This window comes from Arthrobacter sp. zg-Y916 (assembly GCF_020907385.1).
Taxonomy (GTDB): Bacteria; Actinomycetota; Actinomycetes; order Actinomycetales; family Micrococcaceae; genus Arthrobacter_B; species Arthrobacter_B caoxuetaonis.
In genome coordinates this window covers 615,294-641,084 of record NZ_JAJJOD010000001.1, presented here as the reverse complement: position 1 = coordinate 641,084, position 25,791 = coordinate 615,294, and the positions used below count along the sequence as shown (strand labels likewise).

Annotated in this window: 21 protein-coding genes; 3 read left to right on the top strand and 18 right to left on the bottom strand. The window is 65.9% G+C overall.

Features of this window, described 5'->3' with window-relative positions; translation table 11 throughout:
- Nucleotide 1 precedes the first annotated feature (1 nt).
- From rplC to LOC59_RS03050, 5 genes are all read right to left on the bottom strand, one after another.
- Nucleotides 2-658, bottom strand: coding sequence for a 50S ribosomal protein L3 (rplC, locus tag LOC59_RS03065; RefSeq protein ID WP_227894277.1), 657 nt, complete (start codon nucleotides 656-658; stop codon nucleotides 2-4).
- Nucleotides 659-674: 16 nt separating this feature from the next.
- Nucleotides 675-983, bottom strand: coding sequence for a 30S ribosomal protein S10 (gene rpsJ / locus LOC59_RS03060; protein ID WP_003803825.1), 309 nt, complete (start codon nucleotides 981-983; stop codon nucleotides 675-677).
- 493 nt (nucleotides 984-1,476) lie between these two features.
- The gene (locus tag LOC59_RS16640) at nucleotides 1,477-1,608 is read right to left on the bottom strand and encodes a hypothetical protein (RefSeq protein ID WP_269437186.1); all 132 of its coding nucleotides are present in this window, start codon (nucleotides 1,606-1,608) and stop codon (nucleotides 1,477-1,479) included.
- Nucleotides 1,609-1,640: 32 nt separating this feature from the next.
- On the bottom strand, nucleotides 1,641-6,368 hold the full coding sequence (locus LOC59_RS03055) for a hypothetical protein (protein WP_229970567.1): 4,728 nt from the start codon (nucleotides 6,366-6,368) through the stop codon (nucleotides 1,641-1,643).
- Nucleotides 6,350-6,700, bottom strand: coding sequence for a hypothetical protein (locus LOC59_RS03050; protein ID WP_229970566.1), 351 nt, complete (start codon nucleotides 6,698-6,700; stop codon nucleotides 6,350-6,352). The genes LOC59_RS03055 and LOC59_RS03050 overlap by 19 nt, the downstream gene beginning before the upstream one ends.
- Nucleotides 6,701-7,006: 306 nt before the next feature.
- Here LOC59_RS03050 and aroA point away from each other — a divergent pair, with 306 nt between their 5' ends.
- From aroA to LOC59_RS03035, 3 genes are read left to right on the top strand one after another with little or no spacing between them, the layout of a single operon-like run.
- Nucleotides 7,007-10,048 (top strand): 3-phosphoshikimate 1-carboxyvinyltransferase, encoded by a 3,042-nt coding sequence (aroA, locus tag LOC59_RS03045; RefSeq protein WP_227915508.1) that lies wholly within the window; start codon nucleotides 7,007-7,009, stop codon nucleotides 10,046-10,048.
- Nucleotides 10,045-11,244 carry an acyl-CoA dehydrogenase family protein gene (locus LOC59_RS03040; protein ID WP_229970564.1) on the top strand — a complete coding sequence of 400 codons (1,200 nt, stop codon included), beginning with the start codon at nucleotides 10,045-10,047 and terminating at the stop codon, nucleotides 11,242-11,244. The genes aroA and LOC59_RS03040 overlap by 4 nt, the downstream gene beginning before the upstream one ends.
- A 9-nt stretch (nucleotides 11,245-11,253) precedes the next feature.
- Complete coding sequence (locus tag LOC59_RS03035) at nucleotides 11,254-13,266, top strand: oxidoreductase (RefSeq protein WP_229970545.1); 2,013 nt, start codon at nucleotides 11,254-11,256, stop codon at nucleotides 13,264-13,266.
- Nucleotides 13,267-13,318: 52 nt separating this feature from the next.
- Here the strand turns inward: LOC59_RS03035 and tuf are convergent, their stop codons facing one another.
- The 13 genes from tuf to pcaH all read right to left on the bottom strand — a co-directional run bounded on the left by tuf (nucleotide 13,319) and on the right by pcaH (nucleotide 25,708).
- Complete coding sequence (gene tuf / locus LOC59_RS03030; protein WP_104052739.1) at nucleotides 13,319-14,509, bottom strand: elongation factor Tu; 1,191 nt, start codon at nucleotides 14,507-14,509, stop codon at nucleotides 13,319-13,321.
- A 230-nt stretch (nucleotides 14,510-14,739) separates the two neighbouring features.
- Nucleotides 14,740-16,854, bottom strand: a complete 2,115-nt coding sequence (gene fusA / locus LOC59_RS03025) for an elongation factor G (protein ID WP_227894271.1) — start codon at nucleotides 16,852-16,854, stop codon at nucleotides 14,740-14,742.
- Nucleotides 16,855-16,967: 113 nt separating this feature from the next.
- A complete protein-coding gene (gene rpsG, locus LOC59_RS03020) occupies nucleotides 16,968-17,438 on the bottom strand; it encodes a 30S ribosomal protein S7 (protein WP_055239342.1) in 471 nt (156 codons plus the stop codon).
- Between the two features lies 1 nt (nucleotide 17,439).
- Complete coding sequence (rpsL, locus tag LOC59_RS03015; protein WP_055239341.1) at nucleotides 17,440-17,814, bottom strand: 30S ribosomal protein S12; 375 nt, start codon at nucleotides 17,812-17,814, stop codon at nucleotides 17,440-17,442.
- 350 nt (nucleotides 17,815-18,164) lie between these two features.
- On the bottom strand, nucleotides 18,165-18,956 hold the full coding sequence (locus LOC59_RS03010) for an IclR family transcriptional regulator domain-containing protein (protein ID WP_227894270.1): 792 nt from the start codon (nucleotides 18,954-18,956) through the stop codon (nucleotides 18,165-18,167).
- Between the two features lie 18 nt (nucleotides 18,957-18,974).
- Nucleotides 18,975-19,655: a 3-oxoacid CoA-transferase subunit B gene (locus tag LOC59_RS03005; RefSeq protein WP_227894269.1), complete on the bottom strand. Its 681-nt coding sequence runs from the start codon at nucleotides 19,653-19,655 to the stop codon at nucleotides 18,975-18,977.
- Nucleotides 19,652-20,335 carry a 3-oxoacid CoA-transferase subunit A gene (locus LOC59_RS03000; RefSeq protein WP_227894268.1) on the bottom strand — a complete coding sequence of 228 codons (684 nt, stop codon included), beginning with the start codon at nucleotides 20,333-20,335 and terminating at the stop codon, nucleotides 19,652-19,654. The genes LOC59_RS03005 and LOC59_RS03000 overlap by 4 nt, the downstream gene beginning before the upstream one ends.
- Before the next feature lie 12 nt (nucleotides 20,336-20,347).
- A complete protein-coding gene (locus tag LOC59_RS02995; protein ID WP_229970865.1) occupies nucleotides 20,348-21,550 on the bottom strand; it encodes a thiolase family protein in 1,203 nt (400 codons plus the stop codon).
- Nucleotides 21,551-21,662: 112 nt separating this feature from the next.
- Nucleotides 21,663-22,073 (bottom strand): 4-carboxymuconolactone decarboxylase, encoded by a 411-nt coding sequence (gene pcaC / locus LOC59_RS02990; RefSeq protein WP_227915512.1) that lies wholly within the window; start codon nucleotides 22,071-22,073, stop codon nucleotides 21,663-21,665.
- Nucleotides 22,074-22,091: 18 nt separating this feature from the next.
- Nucleotides 22,092-22,892 carry an alpha/beta fold hydrolase gene (locus LOC59_RS02985; protein ID WP_227894266.1) on the bottom strand — a complete coding sequence of 267 codons (801 nt, stop codon included), beginning with the start codon at nucleotides 22,890-22,892 and terminating at the stop codon, nucleotides 22,092-22,094.
- The gene (locus LOC59_RS02980) at nucleotides 22,889-24,286 is read right to left on the bottom strand and encodes a lyase family protein (RefSeq protein ID WP_227915513.1); all 1,398 of its coding nucleotides are present in this window, start codon (nucleotides 24,284-24,286) and stop codon (nucleotides 22,889-22,891) included. The genes LOC59_RS02985 and LOC59_RS02980 overlap by 4 nt, the downstream gene beginning before the upstream one ends.
- A 4-nt stretch (nucleotides 24,287-24,290) precedes the next feature.
- Nucleotides 24,291-24,854, bottom strand: a complete 564-nt coding sequence (gene pcaG / locus LOC59_RS02975) for a protocatechuate 3,4-dioxygenase subunit alpha (protein WP_227894264.1) — start codon at nucleotides 24,852-24,854, stop codon at nucleotides 24,291-24,293.
- Nucleotides 24,854-25,708, bottom strand: a complete 855-nt coding sequence (gene pcaH / locus LOC59_RS02970) for a protocatechuate 3,4-dioxygenase subunit beta (protein WP_227894263.1) — start codon at nucleotides 25,706-25,708, stop codon at nucleotides 24,854-24,856. The genes pcaG and pcaH overlap by 1 nt, the downstream gene beginning before the upstream one ends.
- Nucleotides 25,709-25,791 lie beyond the last annotated feature (83 nt).

Sequence of the window (25,791 nt, the reverse complement as noted above, 5' to 3'; positions counted from 1 at the left end):
ACTAAGCTCCCTTCACGGCGGTGCGTACGAGGACGACCTGGCCGCGGGCGCCGGGGACGGCACCCTTGATCAGCAGCAGCGACTTCTCAACATCCACGGCGTGGACGGTGAGGTTCATCGTGGTGTGACGGACGGCGCCCATGCGGCCGGCCATCCGAAGACCCTTGAAGACGCGGCCGGGGGTGGATGCGCCACCAATCGAGCCGGGCTTGCGGTGGTTCTTGTGAGCACCGTGGGAAGCGCCAACACCGTGGAAGCCGTGACGCTTCATAACACCGGCGAAGCCCTTGCCCTTGGAGGTGCCAACGACGTCGACCTTCTGGCCGGCTTCGAACATCTCAACGGAGAGTTCCTGGCCGAGCTCGTAGGTGTCGGCGTCAGCGGTGCGCAGCTCAACAACGTGGCGGCGAGGCGTAACGCCTGCCTTTTCGAAGTGGCCTGCCAGCGGCTTGGTGACCTTGCGGGGATCGATCTGGCCGTAGCCGATCTGAACGGCGGTGTAGCCGTCCTTGTCCGCATTGCGCAGCTGGGTGATGACGTTGGAATCAGCCTGGACCACGGTGACGGGGATGAGCTTGTTGTTCTCGTCCCAGACCTGGGTCATGCCCAGCTTGGTGCCCAGGAGGCCCTTAACCTGGCGGGTAAGTGAAGAAGACATAAGTATCTGCTCCCCCCTACAGCTTGATTTCGATGTTCACGTCTGCAGGCAGGTCGAGACGCATCAGCGAGTCAACGGCCTTAGGCGTGGGGTCAATGATGTCGATCAGACGCTTGTGCGTGCGCATTTCAAAGTGCTCGCGGCTGTCCTTGTACTTGTGCGGCGAACGGATAACGCAGTACACGTTCTTTTCCGTGGGCAGCGGCACGGGGCCTACTACCGTTGCGCCTGCACGCGTGACCGTCTCAACGATCTTCCGTGCTGATACGTCAATGACCTCGTGGTCATACGACTTCAGCCGGATGCGGATTTTTTGTCCCGCCATGGCGTCGTGCCTCTTTCTTCGAGTATTGCTCTCTGTACAGTTTTTGCCCCTGGCGGCCATGTCGGCCCCGGTGCTCCTCCAACAAGCTGAATCCGGAAGCTCCGGGTTCCTCAACCTGCCGAGGCTCCGACCCCCGCGCTCGGGCGTGTCGCAGATTCGAAACTGACAACACCCGTTCAAGAATGGGGGCGGGTTATATATGGGCTTTTCCCCTGAAGGATTCGACCCTGCGCCAGGCATTATCCTGACCGGGACGCAATCTCATCACGCACACAGAGCCGATTTTCGCGGCCTGCTCAGCGCGTGCGGGCACAAAAGCGCTTGAACAACTTCTCTAGTTTGCCAGATCGAACGGCAGAACGCGAATCAGCGGCTGCCGGCAGGGACTGGCTTCTAGCATATGGACGCATCACCGTCCCGGAATTACCCGGCGCATGGCGCGTCATTTTCCTTCAGTCTAGCCCAGCCGGGCTGGGCCGCCGAAATCCTGCGGCTAGGGCCTGTCCTGCCTGTTGGCACGGCGGATCCGCTTCGCCCGGTTGATCTCCGAAGAAAAATGGCGGCGCCCCCAGCCCACGCCGACGACGATGGCTGCTGCAATGACCAGCAAGATCAGAAGTTCCATTCCCTGAGCCTAGCGGAGCCGGCACCGGGGCGTCAGGCCCTGCTGTCTTCCTTTTCCCGGCTTTCCTCAGGGTCTGCACGCACCCTCGTCAGGCGCCAGACCGCAAGCCCGATCAGCCCCGCAGCGAGCAGCGCCAGCAGCAGGAATGTGTAACCGCGCAGGTACCAGAGCACTGCAAGGGCCACTCCGGCTGCGCCCCAGATCGTGAACAGCTTCCGGCTGGCCAGCAGGCCGAAGGCGAGCAGCGCGGCGTGGGCAAGAAGTGCCCACAGCTGCTCTCCGGCATCCCCCGAGCTGACGGTGCCCAGGCCGCTGCCGGAGACGATGACCGCGGCGGCTCCCAGCACCGCGGTGCCCCTGGTCCCCCGGCGGCGGATGAACTCCCAGGCCGCAACCCCGGCCAGGACAGCTGCCCAGTACTGCAGGGACCAAAAGAGGTCCGCCGGGCCCAGGACAAACCAAATCAGGCGCTGCACGGCGAGCGCGGCAGGCAGGACTGCAGCCTCCGTGGCCGCTTCGCGAAGGCCGCCGGGCACTTCCCGAACCGCCAGAGCCAGGGCTGCGAGCAGGGTCAGTGAACCCGCTGCGGCAGAACTGTTGAACTCGGCCATGGCAGGAACCGCGCCCAAAACCAGCAGCCACGAGGAGCCGCTGCCCATGATCCGCAGCCGCAGTACCGTCCCGGGAACCTGCTCCGCGAGGGACATGATGAGCCGGGCAGCCTGCAGTGCCAAGGCCGCACCCCAGGCCGGCCAGAGTTCCCCGTAGCCCGGCGCAAACGGCGCACGAAGGACAGTCCGTTCGAATTCTCCGGCACACAGAAGGGCAGAGGCAAAGACGAGCGCAGCCGTCCCTGCGCTGAGCCAGGGTGTGTTCCGCGTGTAGGACGCCGTCAGCAGACCCGCTGCTGCCGCCGCTGCAGCAAGGCCGCCAAGAGCGAGGCTCTCATCCGCTGCTGCGGCCAGCCCCGTGAGGAGGATGAATCCACCGGCGGAAGCAAGCAGAACGGTCCGGACCGGCAGGGGCAGGGCCGGCCGGGCTTCACCGGCAAGGGCGGCGGCGGCGAAGGCTGCCAGCACCAGGCCGGCAGCCATGATGGACAGGGGTGCCTCCGGCAGCACTCCCCCGCCGCTGAAAGGCACGAGTTCGGTCAGGGCCAGCGGCAGGGCGCCTAGGGCAGCTGCTGCCGGATACAGCACTACTGCCCTGCGGCAGCGGAGGAATCCCGAGACGCTTACGACGAGCAGCAGGAGCAGGAATGCGGAGACCACGTCCCGCTGCATCCGGTCCGCCAGCAGCGCCGCGTATCCCACGGGTGCCATGGAGAGAAGGGCGAGGCTCGTCCACAGGGCGGCAGCGCTCAAGCCAACACCTGCCAGCCGCGGTTCCAGGACCGTCCGAAGAATTTGGGCTGTGGCAACGGCGGCCGCACCCGAGGCGAAGAGGCCGTGGATGTTTGCGCCGGCGTCGGCAGCCACCAGAACCGCCAGAACCGCGGTGAGCAGCTGAACCGCCAGAAGATACCGGCCCCTGTTCGGATGTCCCTTTCGGGCAGCCAGATAGGACGAGTAGCCAAGGGCAGCGAGGACCAAAAGCTCGTAGCCGCGAAGTCCCAGCAGGCCTGCGCCCGTGATGCCGGCTCCTGCGAACCCGGCCACGGCCAGGGCCTCCCAACGGCCCGGCCGCAGCAGCAGTGAGGACGCTGCATTAATGCCGAGCGCGGTCCAGAGCACGGCAACGCCCCAGACGGCCTCCTGCTCGCCGGCCAGCCGGATCGCGGGGACAGCGAGCAGTGCGCCCGCTGCAGCCGCTATGACCAGTTCGGCGCAGTACGGCAGCGCCCGGCCGTTCCGGATCCTTACGGCAGCGTCCAGCTGGGTCAGCAGGAACACGGCAGCGGCGGCAAGGATCATGATGAGCAGTGTCACCGGTTCCGTGCGCCCGGACAGAAGGTAGGTGAACGGAAGGACCGTCTGTACAGCCAGCCCGCTCCACCGGACAGGTTCCGCAAGGCCCAGGTCCCGTACCCGCGAGTGGAACAGCGTCCTGAGAAGGTGGCCGGCCGCCACCCCGATGGACATCACGGCGAAGAATGCGCCGCGGGAATCCGCTGCCGCATCGGCTGCAATGAGCGCGGCGAGGAGCGGGGCAAGGGCCTGCGCGGCGGCGAGGTACGCGCCGCGGAAACCGCCGGCCCGGTCGAGCACCATCACGACGCAGTAGGCGAGCGCGGCGGCGCAGAGGAACTCATATCCCCGCAGCCCCAGGACGCCGGCTCCCACTGCCCCCGCTGCGAGGAATCCGCCCGGGGCCAGGAGGGCGAGCAGCGTGTGCCGGTGCCGTGCCGCCGTTGCGAGGTTGGCAGCAAGGGCGACCCACAGCGCGGCTGCGGCCCAAGGCCCCGCCGGGGACTCTGCGGCGCGAACTCCCGCACACAGCAGCAGGACCAGTGCAGCGGCTGCCACCGGCGCACGGTTCCATGCCGGATCGGTTTTCGGGAGCAGGGATGCGGCGACCTGCGTCATCACCGCGCTGGCCCCCGCTATCAGGAGCAGGACACTGCCGGTTTCCGCCTGAGCCTGGGATGCCAGCAGCAGATAGTAGGCCGGGGCCACAGCGGCCAGGGCGAGCAGGCTCCCCCAGGTGAGCACCTGCGCCATTCCGAAGAAGTCCAGCCGCTTGCCGAGCAGGGTCCTGGCCAGGTGCTGGAGGGCCAGGGATACCGCAACCGTCACAAAGACGCCATGCACCGTAAGCCGAAGGTCCGCTGCCATGAGCGCGGCCAGAACGCTGACGAGCGCCTGCCCTGCGGCCAGGTAGTACCCGCGGAGCGGACGCGGGGCGGCCCACAGTGCCTGGACGGCACTGTAGACCACTGCCGCAGCGGCAAGTACTTCATATCCGCGCAGGCCAAGCTGGCCGGCACCAAGCAGGGCACCGGCGAGGAAGCCCGCAGGAGCATAGAGTGCGGCCAATGCACGCCCCGTCCGCTCAAGCAGCAGCGACGAGGCGGTATTCAGGAGCACGGTGACCCAGATGACCGCAAGCATCAGGCCCTCCGCCGGAGCCTCAACGGCGAGCGCAGCGGCGAACGCGAGTGCAGCGGCCGCGGAGAGGCCGTGGACCGTCTGCGGGTAGTTTTCCGGCCTGCCGGTGACACCGAGCAGGACGGACCACGCCTGGTTCAGCGCTGCGGCCAGGAAGGCCGCGGCGAGGGTCCAGGTCCAGGCACTTCCGGGTGCGCTGGATTGCAGCAGGATGAAGACTGCCAGCGGCACGGCCGGGAGGGCAGCAGTCCGTGCTGCCAGCGTGAAGGCTGCACGGGTCCCGGCTTGGGCTCGTACCGCACGAAGGACAAAGTAGCCGGTCAGCGTAACGAGCAGCAGCAGGACCGGCCACAGCGGCGCCTCGCTGGTCAGCAGGCAGGCCAGGACAGGAAGCAGCAGCGCTGCTGAGGCCAGCGGCTCAGCAGCGTTCCGGAGCTTCCATGCTGCCGTGAATAGCGTGAGCTGGGCCAGGACCGCTGAGGCCACAAAGAGCCAGAGGTTCCCGGAGCCTTCGTGCGCTTCCACCGCGTAGGCCACGGCCGCTGCCGTGGCAGCGGCGAATTGAAGGGCAAGCACGGCCAGGAGGTCGGTGTGGAAGACCCGCACGGCCCCGGGTGCGGTTTCTGAAAGGCCTGCCGAGCGCGGCTCCTCCTTCGGCGTGGCCTGGGCCGGTGCAAGGCTCAGGGCCGCAACTGCGAGGTAACGGCCGGTTCCGGCGCAAAGCGCGGCGGCCTGCACCCCCAGCAGGAAGACAGCCGCCAGCAGGGTCGCCGCCAGACTGTCCAGGACGGTGTCTGCGAGCGCAGTGAGTCCAACCGTCGCTGACACACGCGCTCCAAGACTGTGCGCCAGTGCCTGGGACCGGGGGGCCTGCCGGAACATCACCAGGTAGTACGCACCAAAGGCCAGGAACAGGGCCGCAATGGCTGCCGTGCCGAGCTCTGCCCAGACAAGTACCGCGGCCGCTGCCGTCGCGGGCACCAGATAGCGGTGCGCCTGCACGAAGGCATCCAGGTAGATGTTCCGCAGCCAGGCCGGACGGCGGAACGCAGCCAGGCTGATCAGCGTTGCCAGCAGCACGGTGAAGAGGAAAGCCCAGACGATGCCGGCGCGCAGGGACGCCCCCGAGGCCAGCGCCGTCGAGATCAGGAAGGTCAGCGCCAGATAGGTCACCACACGGCTTTCCAGCCGCGCTGCGGCGTAGGCGAACGCCGCGCTTCCCACCACTGAAGTGACCAGCCAGGCCAGGGCCGCGTCCGGCAGGAGGAAGTTATAGAGGGCGAGCCCCACCACTGGTATCAGCGCCAGACCAGTGCCCGTAAACGCGACAGCGGCAGGGCGCAGGGCCTTCCGCCGTGAGTGGACCACCAGCCCGGCAGCGTAGAAGAGCACCGTCAGGGCCACCACGCCCGCGAACCGTGCCTGCTCCGGAATCGAAATACCGATAAACAGGGACGCTGCGGCGACAAGCAGCAGGCTGCCCGCATAGAGGGTGATGTTGATGTTGCGCAGGTCCCTGCGGCGCTTCTCGCGGGCAAGTTCCGCTTCCGACTTCACCGGCTGCGGAGGATGCGCCGGCGGGCGGACAGCGCCTGCTGCCGCGGGGGCGTTTCCCCACGGGCGCGGCGTCCCCGCGGCTTCAGGCTGGAGCGGCCGCTGCGCCTCCGCCTGCGGTACCTCCGGCCGCGGTACGGTCACCGGCGGCAGCGGCATGACAGGTTGGGACGGCAGGGGCTCCTGCCGGGGAAATGGAGGGTAGAAAGCTGCAGGGTTCGGCGCGGGAACCTGGGGAGCAGGAGGGCCGAAGGCTGGCCCGGAACCAGGTTCCGGCTGCGTACGGTATTCCCGGGCAGGTGCGGCACCCGCAGTACCGGCGGCAGCAGCAGCAGCCGCAGCACCTCCTGCGGCAGCAGCAGGGACAGCAGCAGCGCCGGCCGGAACGCCGGCGGCCTGACCCGCCAGCCCGGCATCCCGGCGTCCAGCCTGGTAGCCCTCCTCGAAGATGTGTGCAGGATGAGGCAGAACTTCTCCGTATCCGTAGGCATTACCGGATGTGCTGCCCGCGGACCGCCGCGCACTCAGGCGGCCCACTGCAAATCCGACTGCCGCAACGGCAAGAAAAAAGAAGAACTCCCCCATGACCTGCTGCTTTCCAAAGACGTCAAAGACCTGCCCATCCTAAATGGCCTTCTGACTCCCGCGGCGCACGTGTCGCGGGTTGTGGAGAAACACCGGATCCCTGAGACGGATGGGCGCTCCCCCGGGCTGCGCTGCCCGCGCCCCTGTTCCGGCCCCGCTGCGCAACTGGTAGCGTCACCTTCCGGGGTGGCCGCCTGAACGAGGACAGCCGTTTGAAGGGCTCTGACGCCATGTACCTTTCGGTCCTGGGAACTGCGCAGCGCATCTGTGGCGAAGCCCTGGTGCCCAACTCGAAATACCACGCACACAGGGCACTGATCCTGGCTTCCCTGGCGCCGGGCACCAGCAGGATCACGGGCCTGACCGACGCCCGGCACGTGCACTACACGGTGGAAATGCTCCGGCGCCTGGGCACCCGGATCGAGATCGACGGCGGCACCTACGTGGTCCACGGCGGACCGTACCGTCCGGCGCGCCAGGACATCTCCGCCGGAAGTTCCGGCACCACCCTTTACTTCATGGTGGGACTGGCTGCCCTGGGCTCGAAGGATGTCACCGTCACGGGGCAGAAATACTTCCAGCGGCGCCCTATCGGTCCGCTGCTTGCGGCGCTGCGCCAGATGGGGCTCGACGTCGACTCCCCCACGGACTGCCCGCCCATCAAGGTGCGGGCCAAAGCGCCTACCGGCGGCGAGGTCCACATTGCCGGAACTCTCTCCCAATGGATCTCGGGCCTGCTGCTCCTGGCTCCGTTCGCTTCCCGCCCGACCGCAGTGGTGGTGGACGGAACGCTGAACGAACGCACCTACCTGCACCTGACGGTGCAGATGATGCGCCGGTTCGGACTGCGGATCGACGTGTCCGAGGACTGGCACCGCTTCGAAATCCCGCCCGGCCAGCAGGCTGTTCCCACCGATATGCGGATACCACCGGACATTGGGTCGGCGGCCTTCGGACTCGCCGCAGCGGCCCTGCATCCGGCAGACCTGCTCCTGCACGGGCTGCAGACAGTCACGTCCGCAGGCGCTGACCACCCGGAAGCGGACTTCCTGGACGTCGCCGCTTCCATGGGGCTGCCCATGAAGTACGACGCCGCACATGACGCGGTCCGGGTCCGGCACGACGGGGTGTCCCTGCAACCTGCAGAAATCGACTGCCGCACCGTCCCGGACATGCTTCCCATCCTCTCCGTCATGGCTGCCGGCGCCGACGGCGAGAGCATCTTCCGCAATGTCGCACACGTGCGCCTGAAGGAATCAGACCGGGTTGCCGCCATGCTGCAGCTGAATTCCATGGGGGCCGAGGTCCGCATCAGCGGCAGTGACCTCCGGGTCCGCGGATCAGCCCGGCTGACCGGTGCGGACCTTTCCTCGTTCAACGACCACCGGGTGCTGATGTCCCTGGCCGTCGCGGCCTCGGCCGCCGAGGGACTGTCCACCCTGACCTACCCGAATGCCTACCGGATTTCCTACCCGGAGTTCCTTAAGGCAATGAACTCTTTCGGCCTGTCCATGCAGGTCCAGGACGGGAAGGCAGCGAGGCGGCCCGCATCCCGCGGTACCCGTCCCCGCCAGGGCAGGACACCGGCCCTGGACATCGAGGCAGCTGCCCGGGTCACGGCCCCGGACTGGGTCCGCCGCTGGGCGGCCGAACGCCCTGCACGCACTGCCGTGGTGGATGGCCGCCCGCAGGACACCGGACACCTGACCTGGGCAGAGCTCGACGCCGGAGCAGACCGGATCGCGGCAATGCTGCTGGACCTGGGGGTGCGTGCCGGAGACCGGGTGGCGTTCCAGCTGCCGAACTGGAGCGAGTTCGTCCTCTTGACCGTGGCTGCGCTGCGGATCGGTGCGGTGGCAGCTCCCATCATGCCGATTTTCCGCGAACGGGAAGTCGCGTTCGCGCTGCACCGTTCCGGCGCCGCCGTCGTTGTTGTTCCCGAGGAGTTCCGCGGACGGCACTACGCCGCCGAGCTTTCCGGGATCCTTGCTGCCGGCAGCGATCCCGACTATGAGCTGGCGGTTCGGCACGTCCTGGTCATCGGAGCAGCCGCCCCTCCCCTGCCGGTGCGGGAACGGGGCGTGAGGTGGCACGGCTGGGAACAGGAGCTGGCCGAAACCCCGGTGGACCGCGAACGCATAGACGCGGCCGCACCGGATGCCCAGGCGCCGGCCCAGCTCCTGTTTACCTCGGGAACCACCGGAGAACCCAAAGGCGTCCTGCACCGGCATTCGACCCTCTCCCGGGCCGCGGCAATGCAAGCTCGCCAGCTGGGACTCGGTGGCGGCGACGCCATCTTCGTTCCCTCTCCCCTGGCCCACCAGACCGGTTTCCTTTACGGCATGTGGCTCTCCTTTGTCCTCGGAACTCCCCAAATCCTGCAGTCCGTCTGGGATCCGGTCCGGGCCCTGAACATGCTGCGCGGCTGGCAGGGCACCTTCGTGCAGGCCGCCACCCCGTTCCTGGATGACCTGGTCAAAGCCGTAGAAGCCGGTTCCCCCGCGCCCCGGAGCCTGCGGATCTTCGTCAACACAGGTGCTGCCGTTCCCCGCCACCTTTCCGAGCGGGCCACCAGGGTGCTGGACGCCGCGGTTTGCGGGGCTTTCGGGACCACCGAAACGTGCCTGGGTGCCGTTTCCACCCCGGGAGACGATCCGGCGCTCGTCTGGGGAACTGACGGGCAGCTGCTGCCCGGGGTCCAGGCACGGATCGTCAGCGACGACGGCCACCCGCTGCCCGCAGGAACGGAAGGGAACTTTGAACTCCTCAGCCCCACACTGTTCGAGGGTTACCTTGACCGCCCGGACCTCACCAAGGAGGCGTTCACGGACGATGGCTGGTACCGCACCGGTGACCTGGCAACACTGGACGACGCCGGTTACCTCCGGATCACCGGACGCGTACGGGACGTGATTAACCGGGGCGGGGAGAAAATCCCGGTGGCCGAGATCGAACAGCTGCTGTACCGGCACCCGAAGGTCGACGACGTCGCGCTGGCCGCCATGCCGGATCCCCGGCTGGGCGAACGGGCGTGCGCCTTCGTGGTTCCTGCCGGAACCCCGCCCACGCTGCGCGAACTCACTGATTACCTGGACCGGTGCCGGGTTGCAAAGCATTATTGGCCGGAACGGCTTGAACTGCTCAGCGAGATTCCCCGCAACCCCGTGGGAAAGGTACAAAAATTCCTGCTGCGGGATCAGGCGCGGCAACTGGCCGGGAAAGACCGTGCCGCCGAAGACAGGAGTCCTTCGTGAACACCAGCGCCACCAAGACCAGCACCGTCACCGCCGACGGGCGCGGCAGTTCGGTCCCGGAAGCCGATTACCTGGCATTGCTTGACCGGGTTACCAGCTGGGTCCAGGGCCCGGGCGAGGAGTGGTCCGGAAGAATCGAAGCCACGGGCACTGTCCCGGACGACCTCTGGAAACAGCTGCGCGAAGAAGGCTTCCTCTCCCTCGCCGCCCCGCGGGATCTGGGCGGCACGGGCCTGAGTTTCGTGCAGTGGATGGGGCTCATGGAAGTCTTCTCCCGTTCCCATGCTTCCGTGCGGATGATCGTCCACGTCCTGAACGGGACCTGGCGGGCCATGAATCCTTTTGCCGATGAGGCCCAGCGGCAGCGGTTCGTTCTCCCCGCAGTCGCGGGCGAGACCGTCGTCGCCTTTACCCTGACAGAACCCGCGAACGGCAGCGGAGCGGACATCACCTCCTCCGTCCGCAGGGACGGGGACACCTATTACCTCAGCGGACGCAAGCACCTGATTACCTTTGGCGTCCGCTGCGACTACTGGCTTCTTTTTGCCCGGCTGGAAGGCAGCACCGGAAGGGACGGGACGGTGGCGCTCCTGGTGGACCGCAATACACCGGGCGTCCAGGTGGAGGACACTTCGGCGACCATGGGAGTCCGCGGCACCGACCACGCCTCCCTCACCTTCACCGATGCACCGGTGCCGGTCGGGAACCGGCTCGGCGCCGAAGGAGACGGACTGGCCGTCGCCCTGGGCGGGTTCCTGACGCCGAGCCGGATTTCGGTGGCGATGAGCTGTGTGGGCCTGGCGCAGCGTGCACAGCAGCTGGCCGTGGACTATGCGCGGCAGCGTACCACCTTCGGCAAGCCGCTGGCGTCCAGGCAGGCCATCGCCTTTTCACTGGCTGAAAACGCCGCAGACATCGCAGCGGCGAAGGCCCTGACACTAACCGCCGCAGCGGCCTGGCAGGCGGCTGAACCCACCGCCGCTGCCCTCTCCTCCATGGCGAAGCTGACCGCAGTGGACATGCTGGGACGGGTCACGGACAAGGCCCTGCAGGTCCACGGCGGCATCGGCTACTGGCAGACCCAGCCGATTGAACGTGTGTACCGCGACGCCCGGGCGCAGCGGTTCGAAGAGGGCACAAATGAGATCCAGAAGGCCGTTATCGCCCGGGAGATCCTCGGCGGAGCGGCCGGGTAGGCGACTGCCATGCCGGATGACCCGCGCCCAGGATTCCGGCAGTTCCCGCATGTCTTTGCGCCCGGCAGGATCGGAACGCTGGAGGTGCCGCACCGGATCATCATGGGCTCCATGCACCTGAACTTTGAGCAGGATCCGCCCGCACTCGCCGCCTTCTACGCCGAGCGGGCAGCGGGCGGCGCCGGGCTGATCGTCACCGGAGGCGCCGCCGTCAACAGGGAAGGCTCGGGCGGCCCGACCTATCTGGTGGCGGGTGAGGTACCTTTCCGGGAAGCTGCCGCCGCAGCACTGGAAGCGGTGCACAACGCCGGAGCGAAGCTGGCGCTCCAGCTTTTCCACGCCGGCCGCTATGCCTTCGAAAGCACCTACGGACTGCAGCCGGCAGCCCCGTCCGCGGTCTGGTCCGCCTATTCCAAGGCCATGCCGGCGGCTATGGACGAGGAGCACGTCCGCCGCACGCTTGCCGCTTTCGCTGCTGCTGCGGCCCAGGCCCGGGAATTGGGCTTCGACGCTGTGGAGATCATGGGGTCCGAGGGGTACTTGGTGAACCAGTTCGCGTCGGCCGCAACGAACCGGCGCGATGATTCCTGGGGCGGGGACGCCCTGCGCCGGCAGGCCTTTCCGCTGGCAGTCCTCTCGGCAGTCCGCGGGGCCGTGGGCACCGGCTTCCCGGTCATCTTCCGCCTGTCCGGGGACGACCTGGTCGACGGCGCCGGTCCTCCCGAGGAGTACGTGTCACTGGCCGGAGCCCTGGCCTCAGGAGGTGCAGATGCCCTGAACATAGGCATTGGATGGCACGAATCCCGGATCCCCACCGTGCAGGCCATGGTCCCCCACGGCACCTGGCTTCCAGTGGCAGCCCGTATCCGACAGCACCTGGCGGGTGCCGGGCATACCGTACCGGTGATCGGTTCCAACCGGATTAACTCGGTGGCGCAGGCGGAGGCGGCCCTGGCCGACCGCATGGTCGATTTCGTGTCGATGGCCCGCCCGTTGCTGGCTGATCCCCGCATCATCGCCAAGTCAGCCGCTGGAAGGCCTGACCTGGTAAACACCTGCATCGCCTGCAACGAGGCCTGCATCGACCGATCGCTCGGAACAGAGCCGGTCTCCTGCCTGGTCAACCCGCGCGCCGGACGTGAACGTGCCTTCCCGGTGTCTTTTCCACCGCGGACCAGGAGTGCCGGCACGCCGCGTGCCGCAGTTGCCGGCGCCGGTCCGGCCGGCCTGCAGGCAGCGGCCACCCTGGCGGAAGCCGGTATCCACGTGGACCTCTTCGAATCCGCACCCGGAATCGGCGGGCAGTTCCGGCTGGCATGCGTGGTCCCGGGCAAAGCGGATTTCGCCGAGACCATTCGCTACTTTTCCCGGGAACTGCCCCGTCTGGGGGTTGAGATCCACACCGGTGTCCTTGCCGGCGCGGAGGTGCTCTCCGGCTTCAGCCATGTCATCGACGCCACGGGGGTGCTCCCGCGGACCGTCCGCCTGCCGGGAGCCGAGTACCTGCCGGTTTACGACTACCACGAGGCCTTCGCTGTGGCCGCCGCCCTCCCCCGCAGGCTGGCCATTGTCGGGGCCGGCGGCATCGCCGTCGACCTCGCCCACCTGCTCGCGGAACACCGCTTCCGGCAGATCACCCTGCTGCGCCGGGGCAGCCGCATCGGAGAAGGCATTGGGCCCTCCACCCGATGGGCTGTGCTGCAGGCACTGCGCAGTGCCGGAGTCGCGATGCTGACCGGAGTCAGCTGCAAGGAGGTGACGCCACGGGGACTGATCCTTGCGGGGTCCGGCGGGCAGGATGAACTCGTCCCGGCGGACGCCGTCATTGTCGCCGCGGGACAGGTGAAAAACAGCTCCCTGTCGCGCGAACTGGCTGCAGCCGGCATAGCGCACACGAGCGTCGGCGGGGCGGCGTCGGCTGCAGGACTCAACGCCGTGCGGGCCTTTGCCGAAGGACTGGCCTCCGGCAGGGCCCTGGCAGGGGAACTGACCGGGGAACGCAAAAGGGCCCCGCTGCCGTAGCAGCGGGGCCCTTTCAAGCTGAACCAAACGGTCCGAGCGTCAGTAGATCAAATTACTTGATGATCTTGGTGACGCGGCCGGATCCAACGGTGCGGCCGCCTTCGCGGATAGCGAAGCCGAGGCCCTCTTCCATTGCGATCGGCTGGATCAGTTCAACGGTCATTTCGGTGTTGTCACCGGGCATAACCATTTCCGTACCCTCGGGCAGGGTGATGACACCCGTGACGTCGGTGGTGCGGAAGTAGAACTGCGGGCGGTAGTTCGAGTAGAACGGGTTGTGGCGGCCGCCTTCATCCTTGGACAGGATGTAGACGTTAGCCTCGAAGTCGGTGTGCGGGGTGATGGAACCCGGCTTCACGACAACCTGGCCACGCTCTACGTCTTCGCGCTTGATGCCGCGGAGCAGCAGGCCACAGTTCTCGCCGGCCCATGCTTCGTCAAGCTGCTTGTGGAACATCTCGATACCGGTAACCGTGGTCTTCTGGACCGGGCGGATGCCGACGATCTCGACCTCGGAGTTGATGGCGAGGGTTCCACGCTCGGCGCGGCCCGTAACAACGGTTCCACGACCGGTGATCGTGAAGACGTCCTCGATCGGCATCAGGAACGGCTTGTCCTTGTCGCGGATCGGGTCCGGAACGTTGTTGTCAACGGCTTCCATCAGCTCTTCAACGGAAGCAACCCACTTCGGATCGCCTTCCAGAGCCTTCAGGCCCGAAACGCGGACGACGGGAGCGTTGTCGCCGTCGAATTCCTGGGAGCTCAGCAGTTCGCGAACTTCCATTTCCACGAGGTCGAGCAGTTCTTCGTCATCAACCATGTCGGACTTGTTCAGTGCGACCAGCAGGTAGGGAACACCAACCTGGCGGGCGAGCAGAACGTGCTCGCGAGTCTGAGCCATCGGGCCGTCAGTAGCGGCAACCACGAGGATTGCGCCGTCCATCTGAGCTGCGCCGGTGATCATGTTCTTGATGTAGTCAGCGTGGCCGGGGGCGTCAACGTGTGCGTAGTGACGCTTCTCGGTCTGGTACTCGATGTGCGAGATGTTGATGGTGATACCGCGCTGGCGCTCTTCAGGTGCAGAGTCGATAGCAGCGAAATCGCGCTTTTCGTTCAGATCAGGGTACTTGTCAGCAAGCACCTTCGAAATGGCAGCGGTCAACGTCGTCTTTCCATGGTCAACGTGACCAATGGTGCCGATGTTGACGTGCGGCTTAGTCCGCTCGAACTTTGCCTTCGCCACGGGTTCCTCCTAGAAAGGTTAGAAGACTTCAATCACCAGCCGCGCTTCTCGCAACTGATCCGATCCAAGTCTACTTGGGGCTGTTTATTTGATGAAATTGCCTTGTGCCGCGGTCCTTGGCAGGTTCCGCTCAGTCTGGCCGCGCTGCCTGGGTCTTCAGGACAAATATCCTTCAGACCCGGGCCGCGCACAGCCGGTGTTCCGGTAAAACCGGAACACCGGCCAGGGTCTTACTCGCCGCGCGTCTTCTGGATGATCTCGTCGGCTACTGCCTTCGGGACCTCTGCGTAGCTGTTGAACTGCATCGAGTAAACGGCGCGGCCCTGGGTCTTGGACCGCAGGTCACCGATGTACCCGAACATGCCGGACAGCGGAACGAGGGCACGAATTACCTTCACGCCGCTGGCGTCTTCCATCGACTGCATCTGCCCGCGGCGCGAGTTGATGTCACCGATGACTTCACCCATGTATTCCTCAGGGGTGCGGACTTCGACATCCATGATCGGTTCCAGAAGAACCGGGCTGGCCATCCGTGCAGCTTCCTTGAAAGCCTGGCGGCCGGCGATCTTGAACGCCATTTCGGAGGAGTCAACATCGTGGTAAGCGCCGTCAATAAGCGTTGCCTTGATGCCAACCACCGGGTAGCCGGCGAGGATACCGTCGGTAAGGGCGCTCTGGATGCCCTGGTCGACGGAGGGGATGTACTCGCGCGGAACACGGCCACCGGTGACCTTGTTGTCGAACTCGTACATCGCACCTTCAGCAGTATCCAGCGGCTCGATGGCAATCTGGATCTTTGCGAACTGGCCGGAGCCGCCCGTCTGCTTCTTGTGCGTGTAGTCGTAGCGCTCGACCGTACGGCGGATGGTCTCGCGGTAGGCAACCTGGGGCTTGCCCACGTTGGCCTCAACCTTGAATTCGCGGCGCATGCGGTCCACCAGGATGTCCAGGTGGAGCTCGCCCATGCCGGCGATGATCGTCTGGCCGGTATCTTCGTCGAGGGAGACCTGGAAGGTCGGATCCTCTTCGGAGAGCTTCTGGATGGCCGTGGAGAGCTTCTCCTGGTCACCCTTGGTCTTCGGCTCGATGGCCACGGAGATAACGGGCTCCGGGAAGCTCATCGATTCCAGGACGATCGGGTTCTGGAGGTCGCACAGGGTGTCGCCCGTGGTCGTATCCTTCAGGCCGATAGCGGCGTAGATGTGACCGGTGGTGATTTCATCCACCGGGTTCTCCTTGTTGGCGTGCATCTGGAAGAGCTTTCCGATGCGCTCCTTCTTCTGCTTGGTCGAGTTCATGACCTGGGCGCCGGAAGCAGCCTTGCCGGAGTAAACGCGGATGTAGGTCAGACGGCCGAAGAACGGGTGCGTCACAACCTTGAACGCCAGTGCGGAGAACGGTGCATCGGCATCGGCGGCGCGCTCGAGGACAACCTCTTCGTCGCGGATGTCGTGGCCCTGGATGTTCGGAACATCCAGCGGGCTCGGCAGGAAGGCGACAACAGCGTCAAGCATCGGCTGGACGCCGCGGTTCTTGAACGCGGAGCCGCACAGCACCGGGTAGATCTCGGAGTTGACGGTCATCTTGCGGATGCCGGCCTTCAGTTCCTCAACGGTGAGTTCTTCACCTTCGAGGTACTTGTCCATCAGCTCATCGCTGGCTTCTGCCACAGTCTCCACGAGCTTCGCGCGGTACTCTTCGGCCTTTTCCTGCAGGTCTGCGGGGATCGGCTCAACTTCGTACTTTGCACCCATGGTGACGTCACCCTTGGCGTCGCCGCGCCAGGTGAGGGCACGCATTTCGATGAGGTCAACGACGCCTTCGAATTCGCTTTCGGAGCCGATCGGCAGCTGGAGGACCAGCGGCTTGGCACCGAGGCGGTTGATGATCGTGTCTACGGTGAAGTAGAAGTCAGCGCCCAGCTTGTCCATCTTGTTGACGAAGCAGATACGCGGAACGTTGTACTTGTCGGCCTGGCGCCAAACAGTCTCGGACTGCGGCTCCACGCCTTCCTTGCCGTCGAAGACAGCAACGGCGCCGTCGAGCACGCGCAGGGAACGCTCAACTTCGACAGTGAAGTCAACGTGACCCGGCGTGTCGATGATGTTGATCTGGTTGTTGTCCCAGTAGCACGTGGTAGCTGCGGAGGTAATGGTGATACCCCGCTCCTGCTCCTGTGCCATCCAGTCCATGGTCGAGGCGCCGTCGTGCGTCTCGCCAATCTTGTGGTTGACACCGGTGTAGAACAGGATGCGCTCGGTAGTAGTGGTCTTGCCGGCATCAATGTGAGCCATGATGCCGATGTTGCGGACCTTGTTGAGGTCGGTAAGCACGTCCAGTGCCACGGTTACTCCCTAGTTTTGGTTCTGGCCCCGCCGGTCATCAATTCGGCCTGCGGCCCTGAGGCCCGCCGGAGCGGGCCGCAGGGCCTGGGCTGAAAAGATATGGGTGGTGCTAATTACCAGCGGTAGTGGGCGAAGGCCTTGTTGGACTCGGCCATCTTGTGGGTGTCTTCGCGACGCTTCACAGCAGCACCAAGACCATTGGAGGCGTCCAGGATTTCGTTGCGCAGGCGCTCCGTCATCGTCTTCTCGCGGCGGGCCTTGGAGTAGCCAACCAGCCAGCGCAGCGCCAGGGCGGTTGCGCGGCCCGGCTTGACCTCAACCGGCACCTGGTAGGTTGCGCCGCCGACACGGCGGGACTTGACCTCGAGGCTCGGCTTGATGTTGTCCATAGCCTTCTTCAGGGCTGCAACCGGATCCTGTCCGGTCTTTTCCTGGGCTCCGGCGAGTGCACCGTAAACAATGCGCTCGGCGGTGGACTTCTTGCCGTCAACGAGGACCTTGTTGATCAGCTGCGTGACGAGCGGGGAGCCGTAAACGGGATCGACTGCGAGCGGCCGCTTGGGGGCCGGACCCTTGCGGGGCATATTACTTCTTCTCCATCTTCGCGCCGTAGCGGCTGCGAGCCTGCTTGCGGTTCTTGACACCCTGGGTGTCCAGTGCGCCGCGAACGATCTTGTAACGGACACCGGGCAGGTCCTTAACACGACCACCGCGAACGAGCACGATGGAGTGTTCCTGCAGGTTGTGGCCTACACCGGGGATGTAAGCGGTAACTTCCACGCCGCCGTTGAGGCGGACACGGGCTACCTTGCGCAGAGCCGAGTTCGGCTTCTTCGGGGTGGTGGTGTAAACACGGGTGCAGACACCACGGCGCATCGGGCTGCCCTTAAGGGCAGGAGCCTTGGTCTTGGAGACCTTGGGTGAGCGGCCCTTGCGGACCAGCTGCTGAATCGTAGGCACTTATCAGTTCTCCGTTTATCTCGAGAAAAATTCTCTGGTTGCTGTCGCCCGGCCGCCGCTGTCAGGCAGCCCGCGGGCGAGGCTTTTCAAAGTTGTTGCCGCAGCACCCCCGAGACGTTCCGTTGATCCGAAGCGACCGTAGGCGTGCAAAAGTGTGGCATTCGTTGCACAAGAACCCTGCAACCCGGAAACAGGCCCCCACCCGCACTTCGGAATAAATCCGGAGAACATGCGAGCGGCCTTCATCCACTGCCACACAAACAATTGTTAATAGTCTAGCAGACTTCCCCGTCTGCTATGACCGCGCGCATCCGGCCGGCGAAACCGCCTGCCCTGGAAGGGATCCGAGGTCAACTCCTGGCCGCGAGGGCCTGGGTGATCTTGCGGGATGCCTCCTGCAGATGCGGCAGCACTGAAGCCGCTGCTTCCTCCAGTGTAGGCCCGTCCAGCCCCAGCGTCGCCTGCATTGAGGTATTCAGTGCAGCGGCAACTTCGCCGGCCGGGCTGAAGATCGGCACCGCCACTGAGCGCAGGCCCCGCTCCAATTCCTGGTCTACTACGGCCCATCCCTGCTCCCTAACCCGCTGCACTTCGGCGCGGAGGGCGGCTTCGGTGGTCAGGGTCCGTTCAGTCAGCGGCCGGAGTTCGACCTCTGCCAAATACGCGTCGAGCCGTTCCGGCGGCAGGCCGGCCAGCAGCACCCGCCCCATCGATGTCGCGTAGGCGGGGAACCGGGTCCCGACTGCAATGCCCACGGTCATCAGGCGGCGGGTATGGATCCGAGCCACGTACACGATTTCGTTGCCGTCCAGGATGGAGGCCGACGTCGATTCGTGGATTTCGCGTGACAGGTCTTCCAGCAGCGGCTGGGCCAGCTGCGGCAGGGTCTGCCCGGAGAGGTAGGAATACCCCAGCTGCAGCACCAGCGCCGTGAGTTCGAAGTTGCGTCCGTCGGTGCGGACGTAGCCAAGCTCCACCAGGGTCAGCAGGAACCTGCGGGCGGTAGCCCGGGTGAGGCCGGTGCGGCGGGAGACATCACTGAGCGTCATCTGTACGTTCTCGGCGTCGAACGCCCGGATCACGGACAGGCCGCGGGCCAGTGACTGGACGTACTGGTCACTGGCCGCGATCGTTTCGCTCATGGGTCCCCCGTTGCTGTTTTAGGCTGCGCCGGCAGACGGCGCGATAAGCGGTACGTCCACCTTGGCGGCCAGCTCCTCGAAGCTGATCCCGTAGGTCTCGCGAACGTGGACGCCGTCCTCCTTCAGGAGGAATACCGCTTCATTAGTGTAGACGCGTGTGACGCATCCAACACCGGTCAGCGGGTAGGAGCACTCGGCAACCAGCTTGCTGACGCCTTCGCGGGTGAACAGCGACATCATGACGTACACGTCCTTGGCACCCGTGGCCAGGTCCATGGCACCGCCCACAGCGGGAATCGCATCCGGCGCGCCGGTGTGCCAGTTCGCAAGGTCGCCCGTGGCGGAAACCTGGAACGCACCCAGAACGCACACGTCCAGGTGTCCGCCGCGCATGATGGCGAAGGAGTCGGCGTGGTGGAAGTAGGAAGCACCGGGCAGCTCGGTCACGGGGATCTTGCCGGCGTTGATCAGGTCGCCGTCGATCTCATCTCCCTGTGCTTCCGGGCCCATGCCGAGCATGCCGTTCTCGGTGTGCAGCGTGACGGACTGTTCCGGCTTGAGGTAATTCGAAACCAGTGTCGGCTGCCCAATCCCCAGGTTCACGAAGGAACCGGGCGCAATGTCCCCGGCAACCAGTTCAGCCAGTGAGTAGCGGTCCAGTTTTTCGCTCACGGTGGTGTTCACTGCCTTTTCGCTCATGCTGCTGCCGGTGCTTTCTCGCGGGATACCTGGACCAGGGAGTTGACGTAGATCCCGGGGGTCACGACGGTCTCGGGATCTATCTGGCCGATGTCCACGATCTCGCGGACCTGGACAATGGCGTTCTTCGCTGCCGCGGCCATGATCGGACCGAAGTTCCGGGCAGTCTTGCGGTAGACCAGGTTGCCGGCACGGTCGGCCTTCAGCGCCTTCACAAGCGCGAAGTCCGCGTGCAGCGGCGTCTCGAAGACATAGCCGCGGCCGTCAATCATGCGGGTTTCCTTGCCTTCGGCCAGCGGGGTGCCGTAGGCGGTGGGGGTGAAGAACCCGCCGATGCCGGCACCTGCGGCGCGGATGCGCTCGGCGAGGTTGCCCTGCGGCACCAGTTCGAGTTCGATTTCCCCGGCGCGGTACTTGGCGTCGAAGATCTGCGAATCGGACTGGCGGGGGAACGAGCAGATGATCTTCCTGACCCGCCCGGCTCCGATCAGGGCGGCAAGTCCCTCTTCGCCGTTGCCGGCGTTGTTGTTCACCACGGTGAGGTTTCCGGCACCCTGGCGCAGCAGTGCCTCGATGAGTTCCACGGGCTGGCCGGCCTTGCCGAAACCGCCAATCATGACAGTTGCTCCGTCATGGATCGGCGCGACGGCTGCGTCGGCGTCCTGCAGTATGTTCAGCACGGTTCTCCCTGGTTAGGCTTTGGTGTTTTCGAGTACGACGGCGAGGCCCTGGCCGACCCCGATGCAGATGGCGGCGACGCCCCAGCGTTCGCCGGAAGCCTCCAGGCGGCGGGCCAGGGTGCCCAGGATCCGGGTGCCGGACGCGCCCAGCGGATGCCCGATCGAAACGGCACCGCCCCACGCGTTGACGATCGCCGGATCGATGTCCCAGGCATCCATGCACGCCAGGGACTGGGCGGCGAAGGCTTCGTTGAGTTCGACGGCGGCCACGTCGCCCCAGGTGATGCCGGCACGCTTCAGCGCGGTGTTGGCGGCTTCAACCGGCGCATAGCCGAAGAACTGGGGTTCGTTAGCTGCCGCGCCGCGCCCTGCGATCCTGGCCAGGGGCTCCAAGCCCAGGATTTCCGAGGCCGCTTCGCTGCCGATCCAGGCGGCGGAGGCGCCGTCGTTCAGTGGTGAAGCGTTGCCCGCGGTCACCGTGCCGCCGGAGGGTGAGTCCGACGCCGGGCGGAAGACAGTCTTCAAGGTCGCCAGTTTTTCCACGGTGGAGCCGGCGCGGATGCTTTCATCCCGGGCCAGGTCCACGCCGTCGACCCGGACGGTGAGGTTGTCGTAGCGTCCTTCGTCCCAGGCCTGGGCGGCGCGCTCGTGGGAAGCTGCGGCGAAGGCATCCTGGCGTTCGCGGGTGATGCCGTACTTTTCCCGGAGCTGCTCCGTGGCTTCCCCGAGCGAAACGGTCCATTCCTTGGGCATGTCCGGGTTCACCAGGCGCCAGCCGAGAGTGGTCGAAGCCAGGGTCTGGTCACCTGCGGGGTACGGCTTTTCGTTCTTCGGCAGGACCCAGGGCGCGCGGCTCATGGACTCTACGCCGCCCACCAGCATCAGATCGGCTTCTCCGGTGTTGATCTGGCGGGATGCGATTATTGCTGCATCCAGGGATGAGCCGCACAGGCGGTTCACCGTGGTTCCGGGAATCGAGACGGGCAGGCCGGAGAGCAGCGTGGCCATGCGTGCGACGTTGCGGTTCTCTTCACCGGCTCCGTTCGCGTTGCCGAAGACGACTTCATCAATTCGTTCCGGGTCGAGCCCGGGTGCCCTGGAGACGGCTGCGCGGATCACCTGTGCCGCAAGGTTGTCGGGGCGCACGGAAGCGAGAGCTCCGCCGAAGCGGCCGAACGGGGTCCGGACGGCGTCGTAAATGTAGGCCTGGTTCACCATGGCTCCTTTGACTGGCTGCACCGCTGCGCGGCGATAAGCGCGTGTTCGTTCACCGAACATACGTACAAGATGCGAATTTATCCGAGATTTGTGGTTTTTACCAGAGGTCCTAGGACGCCGCAGGCCCGTCCAGCTCTGCAAAGACGCCCTGGGCCACCTTGAAGGCGGAGTTCGCCGACGGCACGCTGCAGTAGATGGCCGACTGCAGGATGATCTCCTTGATCTCGTCCTTGGACAGGCCGTTCCGCAGGGCCGCACGGATGTGCATGGCGAACTCTTCCATGTGCCCGTGCGCGATCAGCGCCGTCAGCGTGATGGCGCTGCGCATGGTTCGGGGCAGACCCGGACGGGTCCAGATGGTCCCCCACGCGTAGCGCGTGATCATGTCCTGGAAATCGCCGGTGAAATCGTCCTTGGCAGCGTTGGCACGGTCGACGTGGGCATCCCCGAGCACCTGGCGGCGGACGGCCATGCCCTCGTCGTAAATCTCCTGCTGGGTCTTCTCGCTGAACTCGTTCACGGTGATGTTATTCCTTGGTTAGTTGGCCGGGCGGAAGAAACCGCCCAGCAGTTCGGCTGTAGCGGCCGGCTGTTCGGCCGGCACCAGGTGCGCAGCACCGGATACGACGGCGGCCCGTCCCTGCGGCACGCCGGCTGCGATCAGTTCCGCGAAGGCAGCGGGTGTCACGACGTCGTCGGAACCGGCTACGGCCAGTACGGGGACAGCGATCTCGGCCAGGCGTTCCCGGACATCGAAGCCTGCCAGTGCCTGGCAGCAGAAAGCATAGGAGAACCGGTCTGCATCCTGCAGGGAGTGGAGCAGAGCTGCCGATGCGCCTTTTTCACGTTCAATGAAGCCCTCCGCGAACCAGCGCTGGGCGGAAGAAATGAGCACTGCCGGAGTCCCCTGGGTCCGGACCGTTTCGGCACGGGTTTCCCAGCTTTCGGCGTCTCCGATCTTGGCACCGGAACACAGGATTGCCAGGGAGGTGAACAGTTTGGGGAAGTCCAGGCCCAACTGCAGGCCGACGGCCCCGCCGAGCGAAACACCGGCGTAGTACAGGTCCTGGGTTTCGGAGATGTCCCCGGCAGCTGTCGCCGCCTTTACCAGGCCTGCCACTGCTTCGGCCAGGTCGGGCAGGGAGAAGCCCTCGGCTGCGGCCGGGCTGTTGCCGTGCCCGGGCAGGTCCCAGGCGATCACGGTGAATCCGTCCAGCAGGGCAGCCGTGCTGCTCCACAGCGCCGTGCCGGATGTCCCCAGCGACGGTCCGGCGATGAGTACGGGTGCATCGGGACCAGCGTTGGAGAGCTGGGTTGCTTTGATCTGCGGGACGCTCACGGGCGTTTCCTTCCGGGGTAGGCCGAGACAATTCGTTCAATCAGGGCGTCGGACTGGCCGAGGTAGTTGGCCGGGTCCAGCAGCTGCGCAATGTCCTGGTCGCTGAGATCGCTTTCCGGCACCTCCGCGCGCAGCAGCGCCGCGAAGTCCTCACCGGCCAGCGAGAGCGACACCAGGTGCTGGACGCGCTTTTTGCCCTGGCCGGGAACACCGTCCTCCAGCAGGGGCGCGACGCGTGCCATCACCTTTTCGCTGACGACCAGCGGACCGGCAAGGGCGAGGTTGCGGGCAACGGCGTCGCCGTTGACGCTCAGCCCTGCTGCAAGCTCCGCGAGCTTGGCAGCCGCTCCCCCGGCCAGGCGCAGGAGCTGGCGCAGCGCCTGCCACTCGACGTGCCAGGATCCGCCCGGGCGTTCGTCGTCGGCCGCACCTGCTGCGGCGTGCAGCATGGCTGCGTAGCCGGGTGCGGCAAGGGCGGCGCTGCGGATCAGCACGGAAAGAACTGGATTCTGTTTCTGCGGCATGGCGGACGAGCCGCCGCGGCCGGCCTCGCGCGGTTCGCTGACCTCGCCGATTTCGGGCCTGCTAAGCAGCAGGACATCGTTGGAGATCTTGCCCGCCGCCGCCAGCAGATCGGCGAGCCCGGAGCCCAGCGCCGTGACGGGCAGCCGGTTGGTCTGCCAGGGTGCCAGCGGATCTGCCAGGCCCAGGCGTGCGGCCAGGTCTGCCGCCAGCTCCAGGGGCTTGGCCTGCCCCTGCTGCACTGCGGTTGTCAGCGCAGCCATGGTTCCGGAGGCACCGCCCCACTGCAGTGGGAGAGCGGCCGCCACTGCCTCGAGTGCTGCTCCGGCCTGCCCCACGCCGTGCAGCCACTGCGCGGCTTTGAGACCGAACGTAGAAGGCAGGGAATGCTGGGTCAGGGTCCTCGCAACGCTGACGGTTCCGGCATGCTTCCGGGCCAGACCGCCCAGGGCCGCTTCGGCGCTGTGGACGTCGTCGAGGACTGTCTTCAGGGCGCGCGAGGACATCAGCATCAGGGCCGTGTCCAGGATGTCCTGGCTGGTGGCCGCCTTATGGATCGGGCCCACAGCCCAGGGCGCTTCCTCGCGCACAATCGCCCGGAGGTCCGCAAGGAGCGGAATCACTGGATTGCCGCCGCCCTGCGCACGCGCCGCCAGGTCCGCGGCGTCGTACCGCGGAGCCTGGCAGGCGGGAGCGACGGCGTCGGGCACCCGGGAATCGATCAGGCCCGCGGAAGCAAGCACCCTCAGCCACTCGAGTTCGACGTCGAGCATGGCCTGCAGCAGCGCCTCGTCAGAAGTCAGTGCTGCGGCGCGGGTGCCTGCCCATGCCGGAGACAGCAGGCCGTAGTCGGCAGTTTCCGCGGAGCCCAATGGATTACGCCCCCGGGAAGGCGAGGAAGACGGTCTCGTTCTCGCCCTGCAGCGTGATGTCCCAGCGCAGTCCGCCGTCGGCTTCGCGCGTGGCGATCAGGGTCCTGCGCCTGTCCTCGGGCAGTGAAGACAGCAGCGGATCCTTGGCCAGTGCTGCTTCGTCCTCCGGCAGGTACATCCGGGTGTGGAGCTTGTTCAGCAGGCCGCGGGCGAAGACGACGAAGGAGATGAACGGCGCTGCGCCTTCCTCGGTCGGCCCCGGGTTCACCGTGGTGAAGGTGTAATTGCCGGTGTTGTCCACGGGTACGCGGCCCCACCCGGTGAAGGTGTAGCCGTCGCGGACCAGCGAACCGGTCTTCTGCGGAATGCTGCCGTCCGCGTCGGCCTGCCAGATTTCCAGCAGTGCGTCGGGAATGGTTTCACCGGCTCCGTCACGGACCGTTCCCTGCAGCCGGATGGCGCCGGGCAGTCCGGGGGCCAGCAGTTCGCCGCCCTTTTCGAAGGGAAGGGCGTAGCCGTAGAACGGGCCAATGGTCTGGCCGGGGGTGGCGACGAGTTTTTCACTCATTACTCTGCGTCCTCTTCTTCCATCCAGGTGCGGTTGCTGCCGGTGAGCACGATGTCCCAGTTGTAGCCCGTGGCCCACTCGTGCGAGGTGATGTTGTGATCATACGAAGCCACCAGGCGGTCCCGGGCCTTCTGGTCGGTGATCGACTGGTAGATCGGGTCCAGGGCGAAGAGCGGATCACCCGGGAAGTACATCTGGGTGATCATCCGCTGGGTGAAATCCGTCCCGAACAGGGAGAAGTGGATGTGCGCCGGGCGCCAGGCGTTGAAGTGGTTCTTCCACGGGTAGGGGCCGGGCTTGATCGTGATGAACTCGTAGGAGCCGTCGTCGCCGGTGATGGCCCGTCCGACGCCCGTGAAGTTCGGGTCGATCGGAGCCGGGTGCTGGTCGCGCTTGTGGATGTAGCGGCCAGCCGAGTTGGCCTGCCAGACCTCGATGAGCTGGTTGCGGACCGGACGTCCGTCGCCGTCGAGCACCCGGCCGCGGACGATGATGCGTTCGCCCAGGGGTTCGCCGTTGTGCTGGATGGTCAGGTTCGACTCCAGGGCATGCACGTCCTGGTGGCCGAATGCCGGGGACCACAGTTCAATCGTCTCGGGATCGGTGTGGTGCAGGTTCTTGGTCGGGTGGCGCAGGAGCGAGCTGCGGTAGGGGCGGAAATCGATCCGCGGCTGCGTCTCTTCGGCAGCGCCGTTGTCCACGCCCTTCCGGTACGCTTCGTGGATTGTCCGGATCTCGCCGGAAATCTGGTCCTGGGATGCCTCGGCTGCATCCAGCCGTTCGACTATCTGGTCTGCGAACAGGTCATCCGCGGGGGCGGAGCTGTGGTTCACATCCATGGTGTTCTCGTCCATGGTCCTTCTTCCTGTCAGGGCAGAACGCTTCCTCGCGTCCCGCAGGGGGCCGGCATCCCGTGGCTGGAAACCACGATACACCT

What these genes read in the sequence shown, in the direction of transcription:
- rplC (WP_227894277.1), bottom strand. Translation starts at nt 658, where the DNA reads ATGTCTTCTTCACTTACCCGCCAGGTTAAGGGCCTCCTGGGCACCAAG.
- rpsJ (WP_003803825.1), bottom strand. Translation starts at nt 983, where the DNA reads ATGGCGGGACAAAAAATCCGCATCCGGCTGAAGTCGTATGACCACGAG.
- LOC59_RS16640 (WP_269437186.1), bottom strand. Translation starts at nt 1,608, where the DNA reads ATGGAACTTCTGATCTTGCTGGTCATTGCAGCAGCCATCGTCGTCGGC.
- LOC59_RS03055 (WP_229970567.1), bottom strand. Translation starts at nt 6,368, where the DNA reads ATGCCGCTGCCGCCGGTGACCGTACCGCGGCCGGAGGTACCGCAGGCG.
- LOC59_RS03050 (WP_229970566.1), bottom strand. Translation starts at nt 6,700, where the DNA reads ATGCCTACGGATACGGAGAAGTTCTGCCTCATCCTGCACACATCTTCG.
- LOC59_RS03035 (WP_229970545.1), top strand. Translation starts at nt 11,254, where the DNA reads ATGCCGGATGACCCGCGCCCAGGATTCCGGCAGTTCCCGCATGTCTTT.
- rpsG (WP_055239342.1), bottom strand. Translation starts at nt 17,438, where the DNA reads ATGCCCCGCAAGGGTCCGGCCCCCAAGCGGCCGCTCGCAGTCGATCCC.
- LOC59_RS03010 (WP_227894270.1), bottom strand. Translation starts at nt 18,956, where the DNA reads ATGAGCGAAACGATCGCGGCCAGTGACCAGTACGTCCAGTCACTGGCC.
- LOC59_RS03005 (WP_227894269.1), bottom strand. Translation starts at nt 19,655, where the DNA reads ATGAGCGAAAAGGCAGTGAACACCACCGTGAGCGAAAAACTGGACCGC.
- pcaG (WP_227894264.1), bottom strand. Translation starts at nt 24,854, where the DNA reads ATGAGTGAAAAACTCGTCGCCACCCCCGGCCAGACCATTGGCCCGTTC.
- pcaH (WP_227894263.1), bottom strand. Translation starts at nt 25,708, where the DNA reads ATGGACGAGAACACCATGGATGTGAACCACAGCTCCGCCCCCGCGGAT.